At 61.0% G+C, this 16,564-nt stretch carries 13 protein-coding genes and 2 pseudogenes; 7 read left to right on the forward strand and 8 right to left on the reverse strand.

The genetic code is table 11. The features are described 5' to 3' along the window. Window positions 1-5 precede the first annotated feature (5 nt). The 3 genes from ACP693_RS02460 to ACP693_RS02470 form a co-directional block, all read right to left on the reverse strand. The gene (locus tag ACP693_RS02460) at window positions 6-2,693 is read right to left on the reverse strand and encodes a TonB-dependent receptor domain-containing protein (RefSeq protein ID WP_425986817.1); all 2,688 of its coding nucleotides are present in this window, start codon (window positions 2,691-2,693) and stop codon (window positions 6-8) included. Between the two features lie 84 nt (window positions 2,694-2,777). Then, window positions 2,778-3,728 carry a FecR family protein gene (locus ACP693_RS02465; protein ID WP_425986815.1) on the reverse strand — a complete coding sequence of 317 codons (951 nt, stop codon included), beginning with the start codon at window positions 3,726-3,728 and terminating at the stop codon, window positions 2,778-2,780. Then, complete coding sequence (locus ACP693_RS02470) at window positions 3,725-4,294, reverse strand: RNA polymerase sigma factor (RefSeq protein ID WP_425986813.1); 570 nt, start codon at window positions 4,292-4,294, stop codon at window positions 3,725-3,727. The genes ACP693_RS02465 and ACP693_RS02470 overlap by 4 nt, the downstream gene beginning before the upstream one ends. Window positions 4,295-4,737: 443 nt before the next feature. On the opposite strand from ACP693_RS02470, the gene ACP693_RS02475 reads away from it, so the two are divergent. The 6 genes from ACP693_RS02475 (at window position 4,738) to ACP693_RS02500 (ending at window position 11,096) form a co-directional block, all read left to right on the forward strand. Continuing rightward, window positions 4,738-5,304 (forward strand): TetR/AcrR family transcriptional regulator, encoded by a 567-nt coding sequence (locus tag ACP693_RS02475; protein WP_425986811.1) that lies wholly within the window; start codon window positions 4,738-4,740, stop codon window positions 5,302-5,304. Further along, window positions 5,301-6,284: an HlyD family secretion protein gene (locus ACP693_RS02480; RefSeq protein ID WP_425986809.1), complete on the forward strand. Its 984-nt coding sequence runs from the start codon at window positions 5,301-5,303 to the stop codon at window positions 6,282-6,284. Before ACP693_RS02475 ends, ACP693_RS02480 begins: the two co-directional genes overlap by 4 nt. After that, window positions 6,281-7,207: an ABC transporter ATP-binding protein gene (locus ACP693_RS02485; protein ID WP_292078822.1), complete on the forward strand. Its 927-nt coding sequence runs from the start codon at window positions 6,281-6,283 to the stop codon at window positions 7,205-7,207. Before ACP693_RS02480 ends, ACP693_RS02485 begins: the two co-directional genes overlap by 4 nt. After that, entirely contained in the window at window positions 7,207-8,331 is a 1,125-nt protein-coding gene (locus ACP693_RS02490; RefSeq protein ID WP_425986806.1) for an ABC transporter permease, read from the forward strand. Before ACP693_RS02485 ends, ACP693_RS02490 begins: the two co-directional genes overlap by 1 nt. 567 nt (window positions 8,332-8,898) lie before the next feature. Next, entirely contained in the window at window positions 8,899-10,143 is a 1,245-nt protein-coding gene (locus ACP693_RS02495; RefSeq protein WP_425986804.1) for a cytochrome P450, read from the forward strand. Window positions 10,144-10,238: 95 nt separating this feature from the next. Then, window positions 10,239-11,096: a fumarylacetoacetate hydrolase family protein gene (locus ACP693_RS02500; protein WP_425986802.1), complete on the forward strand. Its 858-nt coding sequence runs from the start codon at window positions 10,239-10,241 to the stop codon at window positions 11,094-11,096. A gap of 71 nt (window positions 11,097-11,167) precedes the next feature. Here ACP693_RS02500 and ACP693_RS02505 read toward each other — a convergent pair whose 3' ends face one another. Then, window positions 11,168-11,683 carry a MarR family winged helix-turn-helix transcriptional regulator gene (locus ACP693_RS02505; RefSeq protein ID WP_425986800.1) on the reverse strand — a complete coding sequence of 172 codons (516 nt, stop codon included), beginning with the start codon at window positions 11,681-11,683 and terminating at the stop codon, window positions 11,168-11,170. Between the two features lie 546 nt (window positions 11,684-12,229). Beyond that, window positions 12,230-12,526, reverse strand: coding sequence for an integrase core domain-containing protein (locus ACP693_RS02510; RefSeq protein ID WP_425986798.1), 297 nt, complete (start codon window positions 12,524-12,526; stop codon window positions 12,230-12,232). Window positions 12,527-12,541: 15 nt separating this feature from the next. Between ACP693_RS02510 and ACP693_RS02515 the strand changes: the two are divergent. Next, a pseudogene (locus tag ACP693_RS02515) lies at window positions 12,542-13,034 on the forward strand (integrase core domain-containing protein); the annotation flags it as partial. A gap of 230 nt (window positions 13,035-13,264) precedes the next feature. On the opposite strand, the pseudogene ACP693_RS02520 reads toward ACP693_RS02515, so the two are convergent. From ACP693_RS02520 to leuC, 3 genes and pseudogenes are all read right to left on the reverse strand, one after another. Beyond that, window positions 13,265-14,043: pseudogene (locus ACP693_RS02520) on the reverse strand (IS110 family transposase). Window positions 14,044-14,523: 480 nt separating this feature from the next. After that, window positions 14,524-15,177, reverse strand: coding sequence for a 3-isopropylmalate dehydratase small subunit (gene leuD, locus ACP693_RS02525; RefSeq protein WP_425986796.1), 654 nt, complete (start codon window positions 15,175-15,177; stop codon window positions 14,524-14,526). Next, entirely contained in the window at window positions 15,177-16,562 is a 1,386-nt protein-coding gene (leuC, locus tag ACP693_RS02530; protein WP_425986794.1) for a 3-isopropylmalate dehydratase large subunit, read from the reverse strand. Before leuC ends, leuD begins: the two co-directional genes overlap by 1 nt. Window positions 16,563-16,564 lie beyond the last annotated feature (2 nt).

The following is a 16,564-nucleotide window of genomic DNA, read 5'->3' on the forward strand; positions in this document are numbered from 1 at the left end:
CACTCCTAGTAACGGGCGCGAACGGACAGGCCGTACTGGGCGGGTTCGCCGTAGATGCTGCTGACCCGGCCCGAGGTTGTGTAGGCGTTGTTTGACGTGACGCGGTATTCTTCGTCGGTCACATTCGTACCGTACAGCGCGATGTCGATCGGCCGCCCCCCAACGTTGTCCCATTCGAGGCGCAGGTTGACCAACGCATAGGAAGGGATCGTGTCGAAGGGCTGCGGATCCGGAGACACTTTGAGGTCGTCCTGCCAGGAATAGGTCACGCGCAGACCCAGATCGCCGAGTTCCACGGGCATGGGCAGGGCCAAGCGTCCGTCGAGGCTGAACTTGGAACTGGGAACGTAGAGGAAAGGCGTGCCGCTGTAGTCCTGACTGGGCGAGCCCGGCGTCGCCAGCGTCTGCCATTCGTCATATTCGGCAGAGTTGTACGAATAAGTAGCGCCCAAGGTGAAGCGGTCGCCAAACTTCACCAGACCCTCGAACTCCACGCCCAACACATGAGCCTTCTGGGCGTTGGTGGCGATGTCGGAGCCGATGAAGACTTGGCGCTGAATGACCTGGATGTCGTCGTACCAGGTGTAGAAGGCCGCTATGTTGGTCCGCGCGCTGACGCCGTTGTCCCAGGACCAATCCCTCTTCAGGCCGAGTTCGAGGTCTGTGACGGTTTCCGGCTTGAACGGAAACAGCGGATCATCCTGCCCGAGCGGTGAAAGGATCGTCACGACCGGATTGGTGCCGCCGCTCTTGTATCCGCGCCTGCTGACGACATAGACGAGGGTGTCCGGATCAGCGCGCCAGTCGAGCCCGAGTTGCCAGGTCGCCCCGTCGCTCTCACCCTCGAAGCCCGGATAGGAGCAATTCGGGAAGCGGACGGACGGCGTCTGCCCGCGCGCTACGGCGAGAAACGCATCATAGACGCACAGGTCGGACGCCAGAGCCTGGGTCAGCAACGCCGTCGGCAAAAGAGCGGGCGGGGCATTGGCGACGAAGTTCGAGAAGGAGCTCGCCGGAAGATAAGAGCTGATGTGGCCGCCATAGGTGTCCCAGGTCCACCTCAGCCCCGCCGTTGCAGTGAGGCTGGGTGTGAGGTTCACATTCGTCTGGGCATAGACCGCCCGGCTGTCCCCATGGACTTCGGCGCGATCCTGTACGCTGAGGACAGGATAGAAGAAGGGCGAAAACGGCAGGATGACCGTCGTCGCGGCTATGCCCAGAGGGGCTTGGAGGGGATTGATCGTCTGGAAGGTCAGACCGTCGTCAGGGGTGTCTTCCTTCAGATAGAAGGCGCCGACCTGGACATCGAACCGGTCGGTCTCGTAGCGCAGCTGCACCTCCTCGGTGAACGTCCGCAGGTCGGTGTTGTAAGAACCAGGCAGCGCGCCGACCAGATCCGAAATCGCCAAGGGGCTCGCGTCGCCATCGGATGCCGTGTTCCCTTGCCGGCCCGCATAGCTGATGATGTTCTTCAACGTCAGGCCATCGCGGAGCCGGAACTCGGAGTTATTGAGGAACAGAAACGTCTTCAACTCATCCTTGGTGATGGTGCCGAGCGCGGTCTCCCGCACGCTCCTGGACTGCTGCGCGGCCAGAAAAGGCGTCATAAGCGACCCGAAGGTCGATGCGGGATTGACGGCCAGAAGGACCGTTCCCCCCCCGTTCTCATTGACTTCGTTGTAGCTGGCCACCGTGTAGTTGCTGAACCAGGGCGTCGGATCGAACCGAATACCCAGCCGAACGCCCCAGTTATCTCGGTTCAGGTACTCGCGCCCGCTCAGGACGTCGCGGGCGTAGCCTTCACGTTGATCGAAGCGAGCCGCAAGACGAACGGCCAGCCTGTCCTCGATAAGCGGAAGATTGATCGCCGCTTCTCCACTTCGCCGCGAGAAGTTGCCGACAATGCCTTCGGCGTACCCATTCAAGCCGCTGTAGTCCGGGCGGCGGGGCTCGATCAAAACTGCGCCGCCGGTCGAGTTTCGTCCGAACAGGGTGCCTTGCGGCCCCTTCAGGACCTGCAGCGACTGGAGGTCGTAGAAGACGCCCGGTCCGCTCGCGCTGTTGGGAGTCTCAGCGAAGTAGGCCACCACCCCGGGGCCGCTTCCAGTGCCGAACCCGCCGGAGCCTCCCATGCCGCGGAGGGTGAACTCTTCCTGGTTTCGGCTGACATGTCCCAAGACGGTCAGGGATGGCGTGAAATTCTGGAGATCCGTCGCCGTCTGTATGCCTTTCTCACGCAGCGATTCCTGGCTGAAGGCAGAGACCGCGACCGGAACATCCTGGCTCCTCTCCTCGGTGCGTCGCGCTGTGACGATCACATCCTCGATCTGTGTTGCAACCAAGCCGGTCTCGGCCTGGCTTCGGGAATCGCTCTGGCGAATGATCGCCAGTGCCCCGGACGTGTCGCGGCGGCTGGTGAGCCCCGAGCCCGCGAGGGTCCGCTCAAGCGCCAGATCGCTGTCCATCACGCCGCTTACGCCGCGGGTGCGCAGACCTTGGACGTCCTCGACGCGATAGATCACCTCGCGGCCGGATTGCCGCATCCAGGTGTCTATGGCCGGCCGCATCTCCCCTTCAGCGATGTTGAAGCTGGCCGTCCGCGGCGCCTGCGCCTGACAAGGCTGCGACGCCACGACGAGGGCCGCCGTAGCGCAAGCGCCCAGCAGCCAGGTCGATCTGGATCCTTTTGACATTGTCTGTTCCTCACCCGATGTCGCGGCGTCTGACGCGCCGTCACCAGAGAAGGACAGTCGGGAGCTTCCACTCCCGTAACGTCGTCACGAAGAAATTGTGAGTCGATCGCCGGTTTGGGTCACAGACAGGTCGTAGGCGTCACGAAGCATCCGGACGAAGCCATCCAGATTCTGGGCGGCGAACGAGCCTCCGATCCGCAGGTCCGAGAGGTCTTCGGAGACGATGAGCTGACGGCGGTTGTAGCGATTGAACTCGAGGGCGGCCTGCCCCAGGGTGGTGTTATCGAAATCGATCCGCCCCTGGCGCCAGGCGAGTTGAGCCTCGACGCGCTGCTCCGAGCGCGGCGCCAAAAGCATCGAATCGCCCTGGGATAGAGCGATATCCCCTGAGGTGATGACTGAGGCCCTGTCAATGGCGTGGCCGCCCGCCTCCTCGACCTTCACTCGGCCCTCAACGACGCTGACCGTCACTTTGTCTTCGTCTCGCCGAACCACGAACTTCGTGCCGAGAACCGTGACGCGTGTATCGCCTGCATGAACGACGAAAGGCCGATCCCTGTCATGGGCAACCTCGAAATAGGCTTCGCCCTGATCAAGCCAGACCTGCCGGCTCCTCCGACCGATCTCCGCGCGCAAATGACTGGCCGTATTCAGCTCGACACGAGACCCGTCGGACATCACCGCCAGTCTGTGTCCGCCGACATCCGTCGTAAACATGGCGGGCGCCGAACCCGGTTCGCGTATCGCCCAGAACCCAAGGGCGGTCGCGAGCACGAGACAGGCGGCCAGCAACGCTGCACGAACCCGACGGGTCCCTATGCCTGCATCAACCCCCTTGCGCGCATCGCTGGTGAGCGCCGCCAACCGATCAGCCCTTCGCCAACCATATTCGAGACGCCAGAAGGCCGCGCGGTGTGCCGCGGATTCCTGCAGCCAGAGCTGCAACTCCGCTTCGTCTCTGGCAGTCCAGTGCTCTTCTTCGCGACGCACCAGCCAGGTCGCTGCGCACGCTTCCACGTCGGTGGCTCGGCTCATGGCTGCGTCTCCCGGGTCTTGCGACCTTGGCCGACGCCACGAGCAATGCGCCCTTCCCCCCCCAGCATGAAGTCCGTCAAAGCTCGCATTCCCAACGTCAGTTGCCGCTCCACTGTATGGTGACTGACGCCTAGCCTCTCTGCCGCCTCGCGGGTCGAGAGTCCTTCCAGCTTGCGCAGGCACACAACTTCCCGGCACCGCACTGGCAGACGTTCGAGTCCCTCTTGGGCTCTACGAAGTTCTTCACGCGCCGCGAGATGACGGTGCGGTTCGGCGGCCAGGTCCTCCCAGTCTGCAGTCTCTAGGTCCGATATCAGATCGAACGATACGATTTTGGCGCGACGCGCTCGGTTGATCATCAGATTGCGGGCGATGGTCAACAGATAGGCTCGGGGTTGGGACGGCACGCCGTGCTGGGCGGCGTTCAAGACGCGTTCATAGACATCTTGGCGGATATCGACGACGTCCTCAGCGCTTGGCCAACTCCGATGAATGACGCGCATGAGCAAAGGCTCATGCGGCAGTATCGCCTGACAGAACCACCGATTGAGTTCGTCATCCCGCATGATTTGAGACCCCGAAGCCGATCCGCCCCGACTGGTAGACATCTCGCACGGCCAAAGCCGTAACGCGCACACGAGTTATGAACGAACGTTGCGGCCAACTTAAGCCATAGGAGGCGGGCTGCCGGGCTGATCGGACGGGGCGCGCCTTTCCGAACCAGCAGGGTGAAGGTCGCCACGGCTGGGGGCAGACGAACAGCGATCCAGCCTGACGCTGGTCGCTGCGGATCTCACCTGGTCTCGAAAGCAATGCTTACGCGGACCGCACTCGCTCCGGCCGCAGCAGAACACCGCCCGGGCGGCAGAACACGCTTTGTGGTGGAACAGTCCTTGAACCGTCCGAATAAGTCCCTTAATAACTTTCCGTTCAGTTAATAAGGGTCGTCATGCTTCCGCCGGGACAACCAAAATGGCGACGCCGAGCAGCCCATCGGCCGGCAGAGATCGTGGCGGCTGCGCTCGAGGTGTTCTCCGAGCATGGTTTCGCGCGCGCCCGGCTCGACGACATCGCCAAGGCCGCCGGGGTGTCGAAGGGCGCGCTCTATCTCTATTTCGAAACGAAGCAGGATCTCTTCAGGGCGGTGGTGCAGGACGCCATAGAGCCGCGCTTGCTCAAGATCAGGACCGGCGTCGAGGGCGATTTACCATTCGATGAAGCGGCGCGATTGGGCGTCGGGGTCCTTGTTAGCGCGCTGCAAGCCAATCCTCGTATCGGCGGCGTGGTCAAGCTGATCATTTCGGAAAGCCGCAATCTGCCCGAACTGGCGCTGATCTGGCACCAGTCCGTCATCACACCGCTTCTGGCGCTGATCGCCAGTCTGGTCCGTCGAGGGCAGAATTCGGGCGAGGTCCGAAGGGGCGATCCTGAACTCTTCGCCATGGGCCTGTTGGGCCCCTTGGTGCTCGGTCTGCTTTGGAGAGAAACCTTCGAGCCCATCGGGGCCAAACCTCTGCCGCTCGAGGCGCTGGCGGCCCAACATCTGGACACCGTCCTCAAGGGGATGAAGGCGTGAGGCGCCGGACGCTCTATCAGATCGCCGCCGGTGTTGGCCTGGTCGCGATCGGCGGGTTGATCTGGGGGTTTCTCCGGACAGACACGATAGACCGCCCTCTTTCAGGCTATGTGGAGGGCGAGCCGGTTTATCTCGCTGCGCCCGCATCGGGCGCGCTCGAAACCCTCTATGTGCGCGAAGGCGACCGCGTCCGGACTGGTGCTGCGACGTTCCAGATCGACGCGGGCGTGCAGAAGGCACAGGCGAGCGGTGCGGCCGCGTCGGTCGAGGCGGCGCGCGCGCGTGCCGACGATCTCCGGACGGGACAAAGAGAGCAGGAACTCGACGTGTTCGATACCGAACTCGCGTCCGCCCAGGCGCAGCTGCGGGAAGCGGAAGCCAGCTATGCGCGGATCGAACCCCTGGTGCGTCAGGGCATTTACGCACCAGCCAGGCTCGATCAGGAGAGAGCGCAAAGAGACACGGCCAGGGCCCAGGTCGCGGCCGTACGGCGTCGGCGCGAGGTGGCGACGCTGGGCGCGCGGGAAGGCGCCCTGCGGGCGGCTGAACAACAAATATACCAGGCCGAAGGGGGACTGGGCGAGGCCGAAGTGCGGCTGAGCACCTTGGCGCCGCGAGCGCCTGTGGACGCGCGTGTCGAGGAGATATTCTTTCGCCAGGGTGAATTCGTCCCCGCCAATCAACCGGTCCTCGCGCTGCTGCCCGACGCCGAGGTCAAGGTCCGTTTCTTCGTTCCCGAGCGAGAATTGATTAACTATCGGCCCGGCGGCGTGGTGAGCTTCAGCTGCGATGGCTGCGGCGCGGCGCGCCGGGCCCGGATTAGCTGGATCAGCCCGCGACCTGAGTTCACTCCGCCAATCCTTTACAGCCAGGGCAGCCGGGATCGTCTGGTCTTCATGATCGAAGCGACGCCCGAAAATCCCCGCTCGCTCCAGCCCGGTTTGCCTGTCGATGTCGAGCGGTTGCGGGGCGCACAATGAAACATGCAGAGCCGGTGATCGACGTTCGGGGCCTCAACAAGTCGTTCGGCGCGCTGCATGCCGTGCAGGACTTCGGCATCACCGTCGAACGCGGCAGAATATGCGGATTTCTTGGCCCGAACGGAGCGGGCAAAACGACCACGCTTCGTCTTCTGTGTGGTCTGCTGACGCCCGACAGCGGAGAGGGCGAGGTCCTTGGCTACGACGTCATGAGCCAGTCGGAGCTGATCAAACGTCGGGTCGGCTATATGACGCAGAAATTCTCGCTCTATGACGACCTGTCCATCGAGCAGAACCTGGTGTTCACAAGCAGGGTTCACGAACTGGACCGTCGCGCCGCTCGGGTCGAGGCGGCACTGGAGCGTCTGGGACTGGTCAAGCGACGAAGACAGCTCGCCGGCACGCTCTCCGGCGGATGGAAACAACGGCTGGCGCTGGCCGCCGCGACCCTGCACGAACCCGAGTTGCTCCTGCTCGACGAGCCGACCGCCGGCGTCGATCCGGAAGCGCGGCGAACCTTCTGGGACGAAATCCACGCGCTGTCTGACGAAGGCATGACCGTTCTTGTGTCCACCCACTACATGGACGAGGCCGAACGGTGTCACGAGATCGCCTATATCGCCGGAGGTCGAACGCTGGCTCGGGGCACGGCCGACCAGGTCATCGATGAGTCCGGATTGACCACCTTCTTGGCGGAGGGGCCTCATGTAGGCCGGCTCGTTCCACGCCTCAGAGACCAGGTCGGCGTTGAAATGGCGACGGTGTTCGGAACGACGCTGCACGTCTCCGGCCGAGATCGCGCCGCACTGGAAAAGGCGATCGCACCGTTGAGTGAGGCGCCGATCGTGTGGACGGAAACCCGGCCGACCCTTGAGGACGTGTTCATACAATTGACGGCTGACCTTCAGCGAGAATCGAGCTGATGCTTTCGGCGACACGAATCTGGGCCGTCATGGCCAAGGAGTTCATACAGCTCACGCGCGACCACCTCGCCTACGCCATGATCCTGATCATGCCGATCCTGCAGCTGGTCTTGTTCGGCTATGCCATCAACGACGATCCCCGAAATCTGCCGACCGCGGTCTATGTTCAGGATCATGGGAGCTTTTCGCGCTCATTTTTGAGCGCCCTGACGAACAGCGGCTATTTTCTCATCACCCAGTCGGCCAACAGCCAGGCCGAACTCGACCAGGCCTTGGCGCGGGGCGAGGTCCAGTTCGCGGTGGTGATCCCCCAGGATTTCACGCGCAGGGTCGTGCGGGGCGAGAATCCGGCGATTCTGATCGAGGCCGACGCCGCCGATCCCTCGGCGACGGGCGGCGCCCTCGCCGCGCTCGCAGGCCTTCCGGCACAGGCGTTGGCTCGCGACCTGACCGGCCCGCTGGTCCGGTCCACCCAGGGCGCCCCGTTCGAGGTGATCGTTCACAGGCGCTATAACCCGGAAGGGATAACCGCTTTCAACATCGTTCCCGGCCTTCTGGGGGTCATCCTGTCGATGACCCTGGTCATGATGACGTCGCTGGCCATGGCGCGCGAGCGGGAGCGCGGTACGTTGGAAAGCCTGCTGGCGACGCCTGTGCGGCCGCTCGAAGTCATGATCGGTAAGCTCGCCCCCTATGTCGGGGTGGGGATTGTTCAGGTGACCCTGTTCCTGGTGATGGCTCGGCTGCTGTTCGACGTCCCCATGGTCGGGGGCTGGGACGCCCTCATCGTCGGGGTCATGCTGTTCATCGTGGGATCTCTGGCGCTTGGGTTCTTCCTGTCGACCCTCGCCCAAACCCAGATGCAGGCCATGCAGATGTCCATCTTCTACATTTTGCCGTCCATGCTGCTCTCCGGCTTTCTCTTCCCTTTCCGGGGCATGCCTGACTGGGCCCAGGCCCTCGGGTCATTAATTCCTGTCACCCATTTTCTGAGGATTGTCCGCGGCGCCTTGTTGAAGGGCGTCGGTCTCGCCGACGCGTGGCCAAGCGTGATGGCCCTGGCCGCCTTCGTGGTGGTCATCACGGCGCTCGCCATCCTTCGATACCGGACGACGCTGGATTGAGTCTTGAGCGGCGTCCCGCCGCATCGGACGGTGCTGGTCATTTCACGCATCCTCTTGAGCCTGGACGCGGGCCTCGTCCATCGGCTGCTAAGGTGATGAGGCTTCGGGTCTTTCCGCCTCAGCAGCGAGGAGGGCGGTAAACATGTTCGGAATCGGCGTGCGTTGACGCCGGCTGAGGAGCCAGCGTTGGCGGGAGCAGATGTGACCTGCCCCCCTCTGGTCCCGCGGTCATAATGGGAGTCCGCAGGCCTTATAGCTGATCCTGGGTGCGAAGCCCGACACGGTCGTCTTCACCTGAGACGGCAATGACGAGATGGACTAGGGCTATGGAGACGGGTCGGTCAAACTCCAGGCCAATGGATCGCTCCACGGGAACTTCCACAACGACCACGAAATAACATTTATCGCTCGACGCTGGTCGATGTCTTCAAGAGCCTGCTGGACTAATGCAAGCTGCTACGGACCACTTCAAAAAGCGAACCTGAGTTAAGGCTGTAAATTGACAGCATGCTTATCACCTAATACATTTTGCGGCTGTCGGCGATTTTCGGGCTCTTGGAGTACAAAATGACTGCATTTGATAAATTCGATCACGCAGTTTCGGAAAAGGCAAAAGCTTTCAATCTGCTGGCTCCGCCGGATGACTATTTCGATGATCCCAGCACGTATTTTCGCCTTTTGCGGAATTGCGATCCTGTTCACCAACAGGAAGATGGAACAGTCCTCCTGACCCGCTATGATGACGTACGCCAAGTATGGCGAGACCTGTCGGGCCTTGTCTACAAGGGGGAGTTTTTTGAGAAGAAGTTTGGTCAGGGTCCTCTGCTCGAGCATCATACGTCCACGATGCTGTTCCGCGACAACCCGGACCACGATCGCTTGCGCAGTATCGTCAACCCCTTCTTCTCGCAGGCCTCGATCAAGTCCCTGACAGATTTTACCCAGAGCGTAATCGACCGTGAGATCACCAGAGTTAAGAAAATGGGCGAGTTCGATTTCGTGCGGGATTTCGCATTCCGCATCCCGGTGTCACTCATCTGCAGAGTGATCGGCATTCCGGTTGAGGATGCCGACTACATACAGGGCATTGGGCGAAAAGTCCTTTTTCCACTCAACCCCAAGGTCTCGGCGGAAGCGATCGAGCAGGGCCATGATGCGACGACGGAGTTCTTGGGCTACCTCAGTGCCTTTCTCGACGAGATCAAGGCACGCCCCACCATAGACCCAACTGAGAGCATCATGTGCGCCATGGCCTCGGCCCAGCGTGAGGGGGTCGAAGTCAGCGACTCCGAAATCCTTCACATGTGCATTGTGACCCTCAACGGGGGTCACGAGACTACAACCAACCTGATTTCCCAGTCGTTGCATTTTCTGATGGAAGACCCCCAGAGCAAGCGCCAGCTTGCCGATGGCGAAGTTACTTTGCCCTCCGCACTCGAGGAACTGCTTCGCTTTATTACGCCGCTTCAGCTTCAGGGGCGGCGGACGGCGACCGATGTTGAGCTTGCCAGCGGCAATGGGACCATCCCAGCTGGCACTGAGGTGGTTCTGTGCCAAGCATCGGCGAACCGGGACGAACGCATATTCGAGGACCCCGACCGTCTTAATCTGGCGCGGCGTCCGAACAATCACGTAGCGTTTGGTGCTGGGATCCACGTGTGTCTCGGCCGGCCGCTTGCTCGGATGGAGGCTCCGATCGCCCTCGCGGCCGTGCTGAAGGAACTGCCGACTTTGGTTAGAAACGGTGAAGTGTGTTTTCATCGCAATACGCGGTTCAGAGGTCTGGAGCTTTTCCCCGTTAAGCTGGCCTGATTAACGCCGACCCCACGCATTGCGATGCCAGAAAGCGAGCGAAATCTACATTGGAATGCAGGTTCGCGGTTCAGCTGGATTAGAAGGAGGAAATAATGAAGATCTGTCGTTTTCAAAGAAACCGTATCGGCATTATTCAGGACGATCAGGTTGTCGATGTTACATCGGCCCTCGAACTTTTGCCCCTGATGCGATACCCGCTGCCGCGATATGATCCGCTGATCGCTCATCTTGATCAACTCATGGAGGCATTCCTCGAAGCCGCGGAGACCGGAGAGCGTCGTCCCGCTTGCGAGGTCAATTTCGATTCTCCCATAGCAAATCCAGGGAAGCTGATAGCCGCGCCCGTAAACTACGTGAAGCACCTCGAGGAGGCGCGCGCCCAGGAAGATCTGCACCAGGGCAACGCTGCCCAGGTGAGGGTAATTCACGAAACAGGTTTGTTTCTTAAGGCGACCAGCAGTATGATAGGCCCATCAGAACCCGTGACGCTGCGGTTCCCCGACCGGCGCAGCGATCACGAAATCGAACTGGCAGCGATAATCGGCAAACGTGCAGACCGCGTGCCCGCCGAGCGAGCACTGGAATATGTCGCGGGGTATGCGATCGGGCTCGACATGACCGTGCGCGGAGCCGAGGAACGCAGCATGCGCAAATCGATCGACAGCTACTCTGTCTTGGGTCCGTGGCTCGTAACCGCTGATGAGATTCCCGATCCCTCAGAGCTCGATTTCGAACTGAAAGTGGACGGAGTCTCCCGGCAGAAGGCAAATACGCACGACCTTGTGCTGAGCGTGCCGGAGTTGATCGAAATGGCCAGCCGATTCTACACCCTTGAGGCTGGAGACGTGATTTTTACGGGAACGCCCGAGGGCGTAGCACAGGTCAAGCCCGGAAACAAGATCCACGCCTGGATCGACCGGATCGGCGCTATGGAAATCAATGTGGCCTGAAGCCTGAAGCCTTAAGCATCCGTGTGTCGCGGCAATGGATAATGAAGATTAAATGAACCTTTTTCAGTTGTCTAGGATTCCCAAGCTGTTGGAACTGATGGACGAGTGTTCTTGCCTGTCGCTCGAACAAAGGCAGCCAGCGCCGTCAGTAAATGACGCTGATCTTCGGCGTTAAGATCATCGATTAGAAGTGACCTCAATTTTTCGACACGGCCGAATGCCTTAGCATAAAGCTCCTCTCCAGAAGGGGTGAGCTGAAGGAGTTTCTGCCTCCCATCTGTGTGGCTCTTACTTATGAAAATAAGCCCGCGTCTCTCAAGGGCACTAGCAGTGCGTCCGGTACTGGCTTTGTCAACCGCCGCACGACGTGCAACTTCCGTAACAGAAAGGCCCGGAAAATTGTGGGTTGTTGCGATGATTATCCAACTTACGGGCGACAGATCAAGGCCCGCCATGGCCTCGTCGAACGCGTACAGAAAGACTTGATAGCTCCGTCGGATCAGGTGCGCTGGGTGCTCTACCAATATCCGGAATTCGGCTTGGTCACACCCTGATTCCATATACTGAGGCTCAACGTGATCTCTCATTCTATTTATTCTTTATGTTACGCGTCAAGATAGCGGCGAATTTGCCGCATAATGAGTTACCATCTATGAATTATGAAATGAATACCGTCGGCTTGCCCGTGTCTGATTAAAGATTGCGCTGTGACAGAGGTTACATCTACCCGCTAGCTTGACCATTCATCCGCCTCGAAGGCTGGATTGTCCGATATACCCGAGCAACCGTTGGGTTTTTAATCAATCGATGCACCCAAGCCATCAGAACAGACGGCATCGCAGCGTCGCTGCGGGAAGTGCGGAGGATTGGCCTCGTCTTATACCGCCATTGAAGGCATCGGCGAGTACATTGTTTGGAATTCTCCGGTGCGCTTGACCGACGGCTCGGTACCGTGACCTGCCCCCCGTCTTGTCTCTCGGTCAGAAGGGGAGTCCGCAGGCTTCATGGCTTAAGCTCCGGTGGGAGCGGCCGGGCGACGCCGCTGTTTACGTCGCGCAGCCGTCCGGCCGCCTGGTTCAGCCGCACGTTCTCCGGCTCGAGGCGCACTGCGCGGAGGTCGGTCAGACGTAGCTTTAGTCATGCTGCCACCGGTCGATCATGGCCTGGGCTTCCGCCAGGGTCGTGAACACCTCCTCATTCAGGCCCCCGTGCCGGAACTTGCCGTTGAGGGTCTCGAAGAAGCTGTTCTGCTGGAGTTTGACGCGATCTATGTAGTGGCAGGCGACGCCGTTCCGGTTGACCCAATTCAGCATCGCCCGCGATGTCATCTCCGTGCCGTTCTCGCTGGCGATCCGCGAAAGCTTGCCTCGCCGGGCGATCAGCGTGTCCAGCTCGTGTACAATGCGCCTTCCTCCGATAGCCGTCTCCACCACTAGCGCCAGGGCCTAGCGCGTAAGCTCGACGCCATCATCGCGCGTCGGGGGTCGACCGACGACGATCGCCAGCGACGGCGGCATGGGGCTTACCTCGAACGCCATCCTGGCCTGGTCCGACGAGACCGGGGTCGGCTGGCATTACATCGCACCGGGCAAGCCCCAGCAGAACGGCTTCAACGAGAGCTTCAACGGTCGACTTCGCGACGAGCTGTTGAACGAGATGCTATTCCGGTCCCTTTCACACGCCCGGCTCGTGCTGGACGCCTGGCGGCGCGACTACAACGAAAGCCGACCTCAATCGAAGCTTGGCTGGCTGACCCCGCAGGCCAACGCCCAGGCGCTCACCGGCCAGATCAGCCGGCCTGATGCACGAGTTGTGGGCTGCGCAGACCGGCCTCTTGCCAACCCGACCAACCCAAACTCAGATCACCGAAGGACCCTCATTCTTGGCCGGATGACAACGGAGGGTCATGTCTGGACGATCTCCCAGACGCAAGATTGAAAACGACGTTGGTGCGTGGTCGAGTACAGTCATGTGTTCGGCTGTTGATGCAGCTGTGTGCGCCGCTGGCCTTGATGAAGTCCGCGGACGGGCTCCCTAATCACGTCTACGCGCTGCAGTCGCTCACCCCCCTCTTGGGTTTCACCTGTCCCCGGCTGCGGCCGGTTCGTCATGACATCTCACCACTCTTCATCTACGGCGTCGGTCCCTGGTGGAGACTGCGCCGATCTCTATGCCGTCCTGGGCCTGCAGTCCTCCTGTCGCGCCATCAGGGTCCAGGCGATGCGGACGGTCTTGTTGGCCAAGGCCACGGCGGCGACCTTGGGCTTTTTTGCGTTCGAGCCGATTGCCCATCCAGCCCTCGCGTTCTCGCTGGCGGTCCATTCGCAGGACAGCCGTCGCCCCAACGACCAGAAGGCGTCGAAGGTAGCTGTCCCCCGATCTTGCTGATGCCGCCCGCCAGGCCTCCCAGCGCGGCACGCGCCAGATCCGGCAAGTCCTGATCCTCTCCACGCAGAGTCTTCAGGGCTGCCTGCACTCCAGTTGGACCTTGAGGAGCGACGATGCCGAACTCTCCGAGGTCGCCCCACAATGCGTTGATCAGCATCGTTCTCTGGTGAACGAGGAGATCCCGGGTCTTGTGCAGCATCAACACCGCCTGCTGCGCTTTGTACTTCACGGCCACAAACCGCGTGGTCGGCCCGATGACGGCCTCAGCGATCGCCTCGGCGTCAGCGGCGTCGGTCTTGCCGCGCTTCGCATAGGCCTTCACGTACGCCGGTGGCATGAGCCGCACCTCGTGGCCGATCGCCATGGGCTCCCGCCCCTAATGATGGGCAGAAGCGCACGCTTCCATGCCGACGAGGCCGGGCCCAATCGACTGCAAGAAGGCCAGTATCTGGCCACGCCGCAGCTGCCGCTTGACGACGACCGTGCCGTCTGCGGCGATACCGTGAACTTGGAAAACAGTCTTCGCCAGATTGAACCCGACCACAGCGATGGTCTGCATGACACCGCTCCTAGACGTGACGTCATTGCTGACGACAACCCTGAAAAGCTGGTCAGGTGGTGGTCGTCCACCATCACGTCAGACGCCAACAACTTGCTGTGAGTACCTATGTGAGATCGGGCTGAGGTCGGCCCAAGGCCCACTTTTTCTCTACCCATTCGCGCAAGCCCCCAATGCCGGACAATGCCAAGATCGACAACCTGCGAAATCACGTGGAGCGCTGCTTCAACAATCTCAAGCACTTGAACCACTCCGCCAACCGCTTCAATCAGATGGCTTGGCGCTGCCTCCCCTGGTCCATGCCGTATCCATGCTTTGGAAAATCCGAATGCCGATTCGCGCTGGTCCCTGGACCTAGCGCCCGTGGCGGTCATCATGTCACGATAGTTCAGCAAGACCACACGCAGGGGCCGGAAAACCTGACCTGGTTCGACAGCGGGGCGCTGCTCCGCTCGTCTGCCACAGGCTTCTAGGTCCGGATCAAGCCACCCATAGTGGTTTAATCACGTCCATCAGGTCGCCCACCACAATGTCCCGCCCAAAGCGATCCCCGGAGGCATCCTCCCAAGCCCGGATCTCATCGAGGGCACCCAGCGATTGCTCGATTTCGTCGTGGCCTTCGAGCAGCGCCCGCTTGCGGTCTCGATCGACATCAAAAGCGAAAACGCTCCCGCCTGATAGAGTGATGGTCTGAGATTGAAGATCGACGGTCATTGTCGCCCGATCGGCGTCGTTGGCATATGTCGTCAATCGGGCGACGGTGGCATCGGGCAGGGCGACTGGCAAAATTCCGTTCTTGAAGCAATTGTTGTAAAAAATATCCGCAAAACTCGGGGCGACGATGCAACGAATGCCGAAATCCAAAATGGCCCAAGGCGCATGCTCCCGGCTCGACCCGCAGCCGAAATTGGCACCCGAGATTAGGATTGACGCACGCCGCCAAGGCTCTCGGTTTAGGATGAATTCTTTCCGGTCACCGCCGGTCGCGTCGTAGCGGAGCGTGTGGAAAAGGTGGATGCCCAACCCCGCCCGGCTGGTCGTCTTCAGAAAGCGTCCGGCTAGGATCTTGTCCGTGTCGATGTTCGCAATCGGCAAAGAGGCAGCAACCCCGGTGAGGCGCACGAAGGGTTGCATCAGTCGAAACTCCGGGAATCCACGATCTCTCCGGCGATTGCCGCTGCGGCCGCCATGACTGGTGACATCAGGTGCGTGCGACCGCCTTGACCTTGGCGGCCCTCGAAGTTGCGGTTCGAGGTCGAGGCGCAGCGTTGTCCCGGTTCCAGCTGGTCTGGGTTCATGCCCAGACACATCGAACATCCCGCCTCGCGCCATTCGAAACCCGCCGCAAGGAATGTTGAAGCCAGTCCCTCTGCCTCCGCCTGGGCCTTTACGGTCCCCGATCCAGGAACGACAAGAGCACGAACGCCAGGGGCCACCTTCCGGTCGCCGACCAAGCCAGCCGCGGCGCGGAGGTCCTCGATACGGCTGTTGGTGCAACTGCCGATGAAAACCACGTCAATCTTCAGGCCAAGCACAGGCTGGTCGGGTCCCAGCCCCATATACTCGAGCATGTGCTGGATTTCGGAAGCTCGTTCCACGGGCATCTGATCGACCGAAGGAGTCCGGCCATTCACCGACACCACAGCTTCCGGGCTGGTACCCCAGGTGACCATGGGCTCGATCTCCTCGGCGTTAATCTCCACCGTCCGATCGTATGTCGCGCCGGGATCCGTTGCGAAGGCGGTCCACACGGTTTTCGAGGCTTCGAATGCATCTCCCTGTGGTGCAAGGGGCCGACCGCGGATCCAGGCGAATGTCTTGTCGTCTGGAGCGATCAAACCGGCGCGCGCGCCGGCTTCGATCGACATGTTGCAAACAGTCATGCGCCCCGCCATGTTGAGTGCGCGGATTGCTTCGCCTGCATACTCGATGACATAGCCCGTTGCGCCAGCCGTACCCAGCTGCCCGATTATGGCCAGAATGAGATCTTTACTTGTGACACCGGCCCCTAGCTTTCCCTTCACGTTCAGGAGGAGGGTCTTGGCCGGCTTCTGGATCAGGGTCTGAGTGGCAAGGACATGTTCGACCTCGGACGTTCCAATGCCGAAGGCCAGGGCTCCAAAGGCGCCATGTGTCGACGTATGGCTGTCACCGCACACGATTGTCATGCCCGGTAGGGTCATGCCCATCTCCGGGCCGATGACATGTACAATTCCCTGGAGGCGGCTGCGCAGTGGGACGTACGGTAAGCCGAACTCAGCAACGTTCCGCTCCAGAGTCTCGACTTGGTTGCGACTGGCGGAATCGGAAATCGGGCGGTCCCGGTGTTCGGTCGGGACATTGTGGTCTGCGACCGCGATGGTGGCACCCGGCCGGTGCACGGAGCGCCCAGCCAGCCGCAACCCTTCGAACGCTTGCGGGCTAGTGACCTCATTCACCAAATGGCGGTCAATATAGAGGAGGACGCCTCCGCCGATCGCGTTACCCACGACATGGGCGTCCCAGATCTTCTGGAACATCG

Source organism: Brevundimonas sp. TWP1-3 (genome assembly GCF_049896085.1).
GTDB lineage: Bacteria > Pseudomonadota > Alphaproteobacteria > Caulobacterales > Caulobacteraceae > Brevundimonas.

Excerpts from the sequence above, each read along its gene's own strand:
- ACP693_RS02460 (WP_425986817.1), bottom strand. The coding sequence starts at position 2,693 with ATGTCAAAAGGATCCAGATCGACCTGGCTGCTGGGCGCTTGCGCTACG.
- ACP693_RS02465 (WP_425986815.1), bottom strand. The coding sequence starts at position 3,728 with ATGAGCCGAGCCACCGACGTGGAAGCGTGCGCAGCGACCTGGCTGGTG.
- ACP693_RS02470 (WP_425986813.1), bottom strand. The coding sequence starts at position 4,294 with ATGCGGGATGACGAACTCAATCGGTGGTTCTGTCAGGCGATACTGCCG.
- ACP693_RS02485 (WP_292078822.1), top strand. The coding sequence starts at position 6,281 with ATGAAACATGCAGAGCCGGTGATCGACGTTCGGGGCCTCAACAAGTCG.
- ACP693_RS02490 (WP_425986806.1), top strand. The coding sequence starts at position 7,207 with ATGCTTTCGGCGACACGAATCTGGGCCGTCATGGCCAAGGAGTTCATA.
- ACP693_RS02495 (WP_425986804.1), top strand. The coding sequence starts at position 8,899 with ATGACTGCATTTGATAAATTCGATCACGCAGTTTCGGAAAAGGCAAAA.
- ACP693_RS02500 (WP_425986802.1), top strand. The coding sequence starts at position 10,239 with ATGAAGATCTGTCGTTTTCAAAGAAACCGTATCGGCATTATTCAGGAC.
- ACP693_RS02505 (WP_425986800.1), bottom strand. The coding sequence starts at position 11,683 with ATGAGAGATCACGTTGAGCCTCAGTATATGGAATCAGGGTGTGACCAA.
- leuD (WP_425986796.1), bottom strand. The coding sequence starts at position 15,177 with ATGCAACCCTTCGTGCGCCTCACCGGGGTTGCTGCCTCTTTGCCGATT.
- leuC (WP_425986794.1), bottom strand. The coding sequence starts at position 16,562 with ATGTTCCAGAAGATCTGGGACGCCCATGTCGTGGGTAACGCGATCGGC.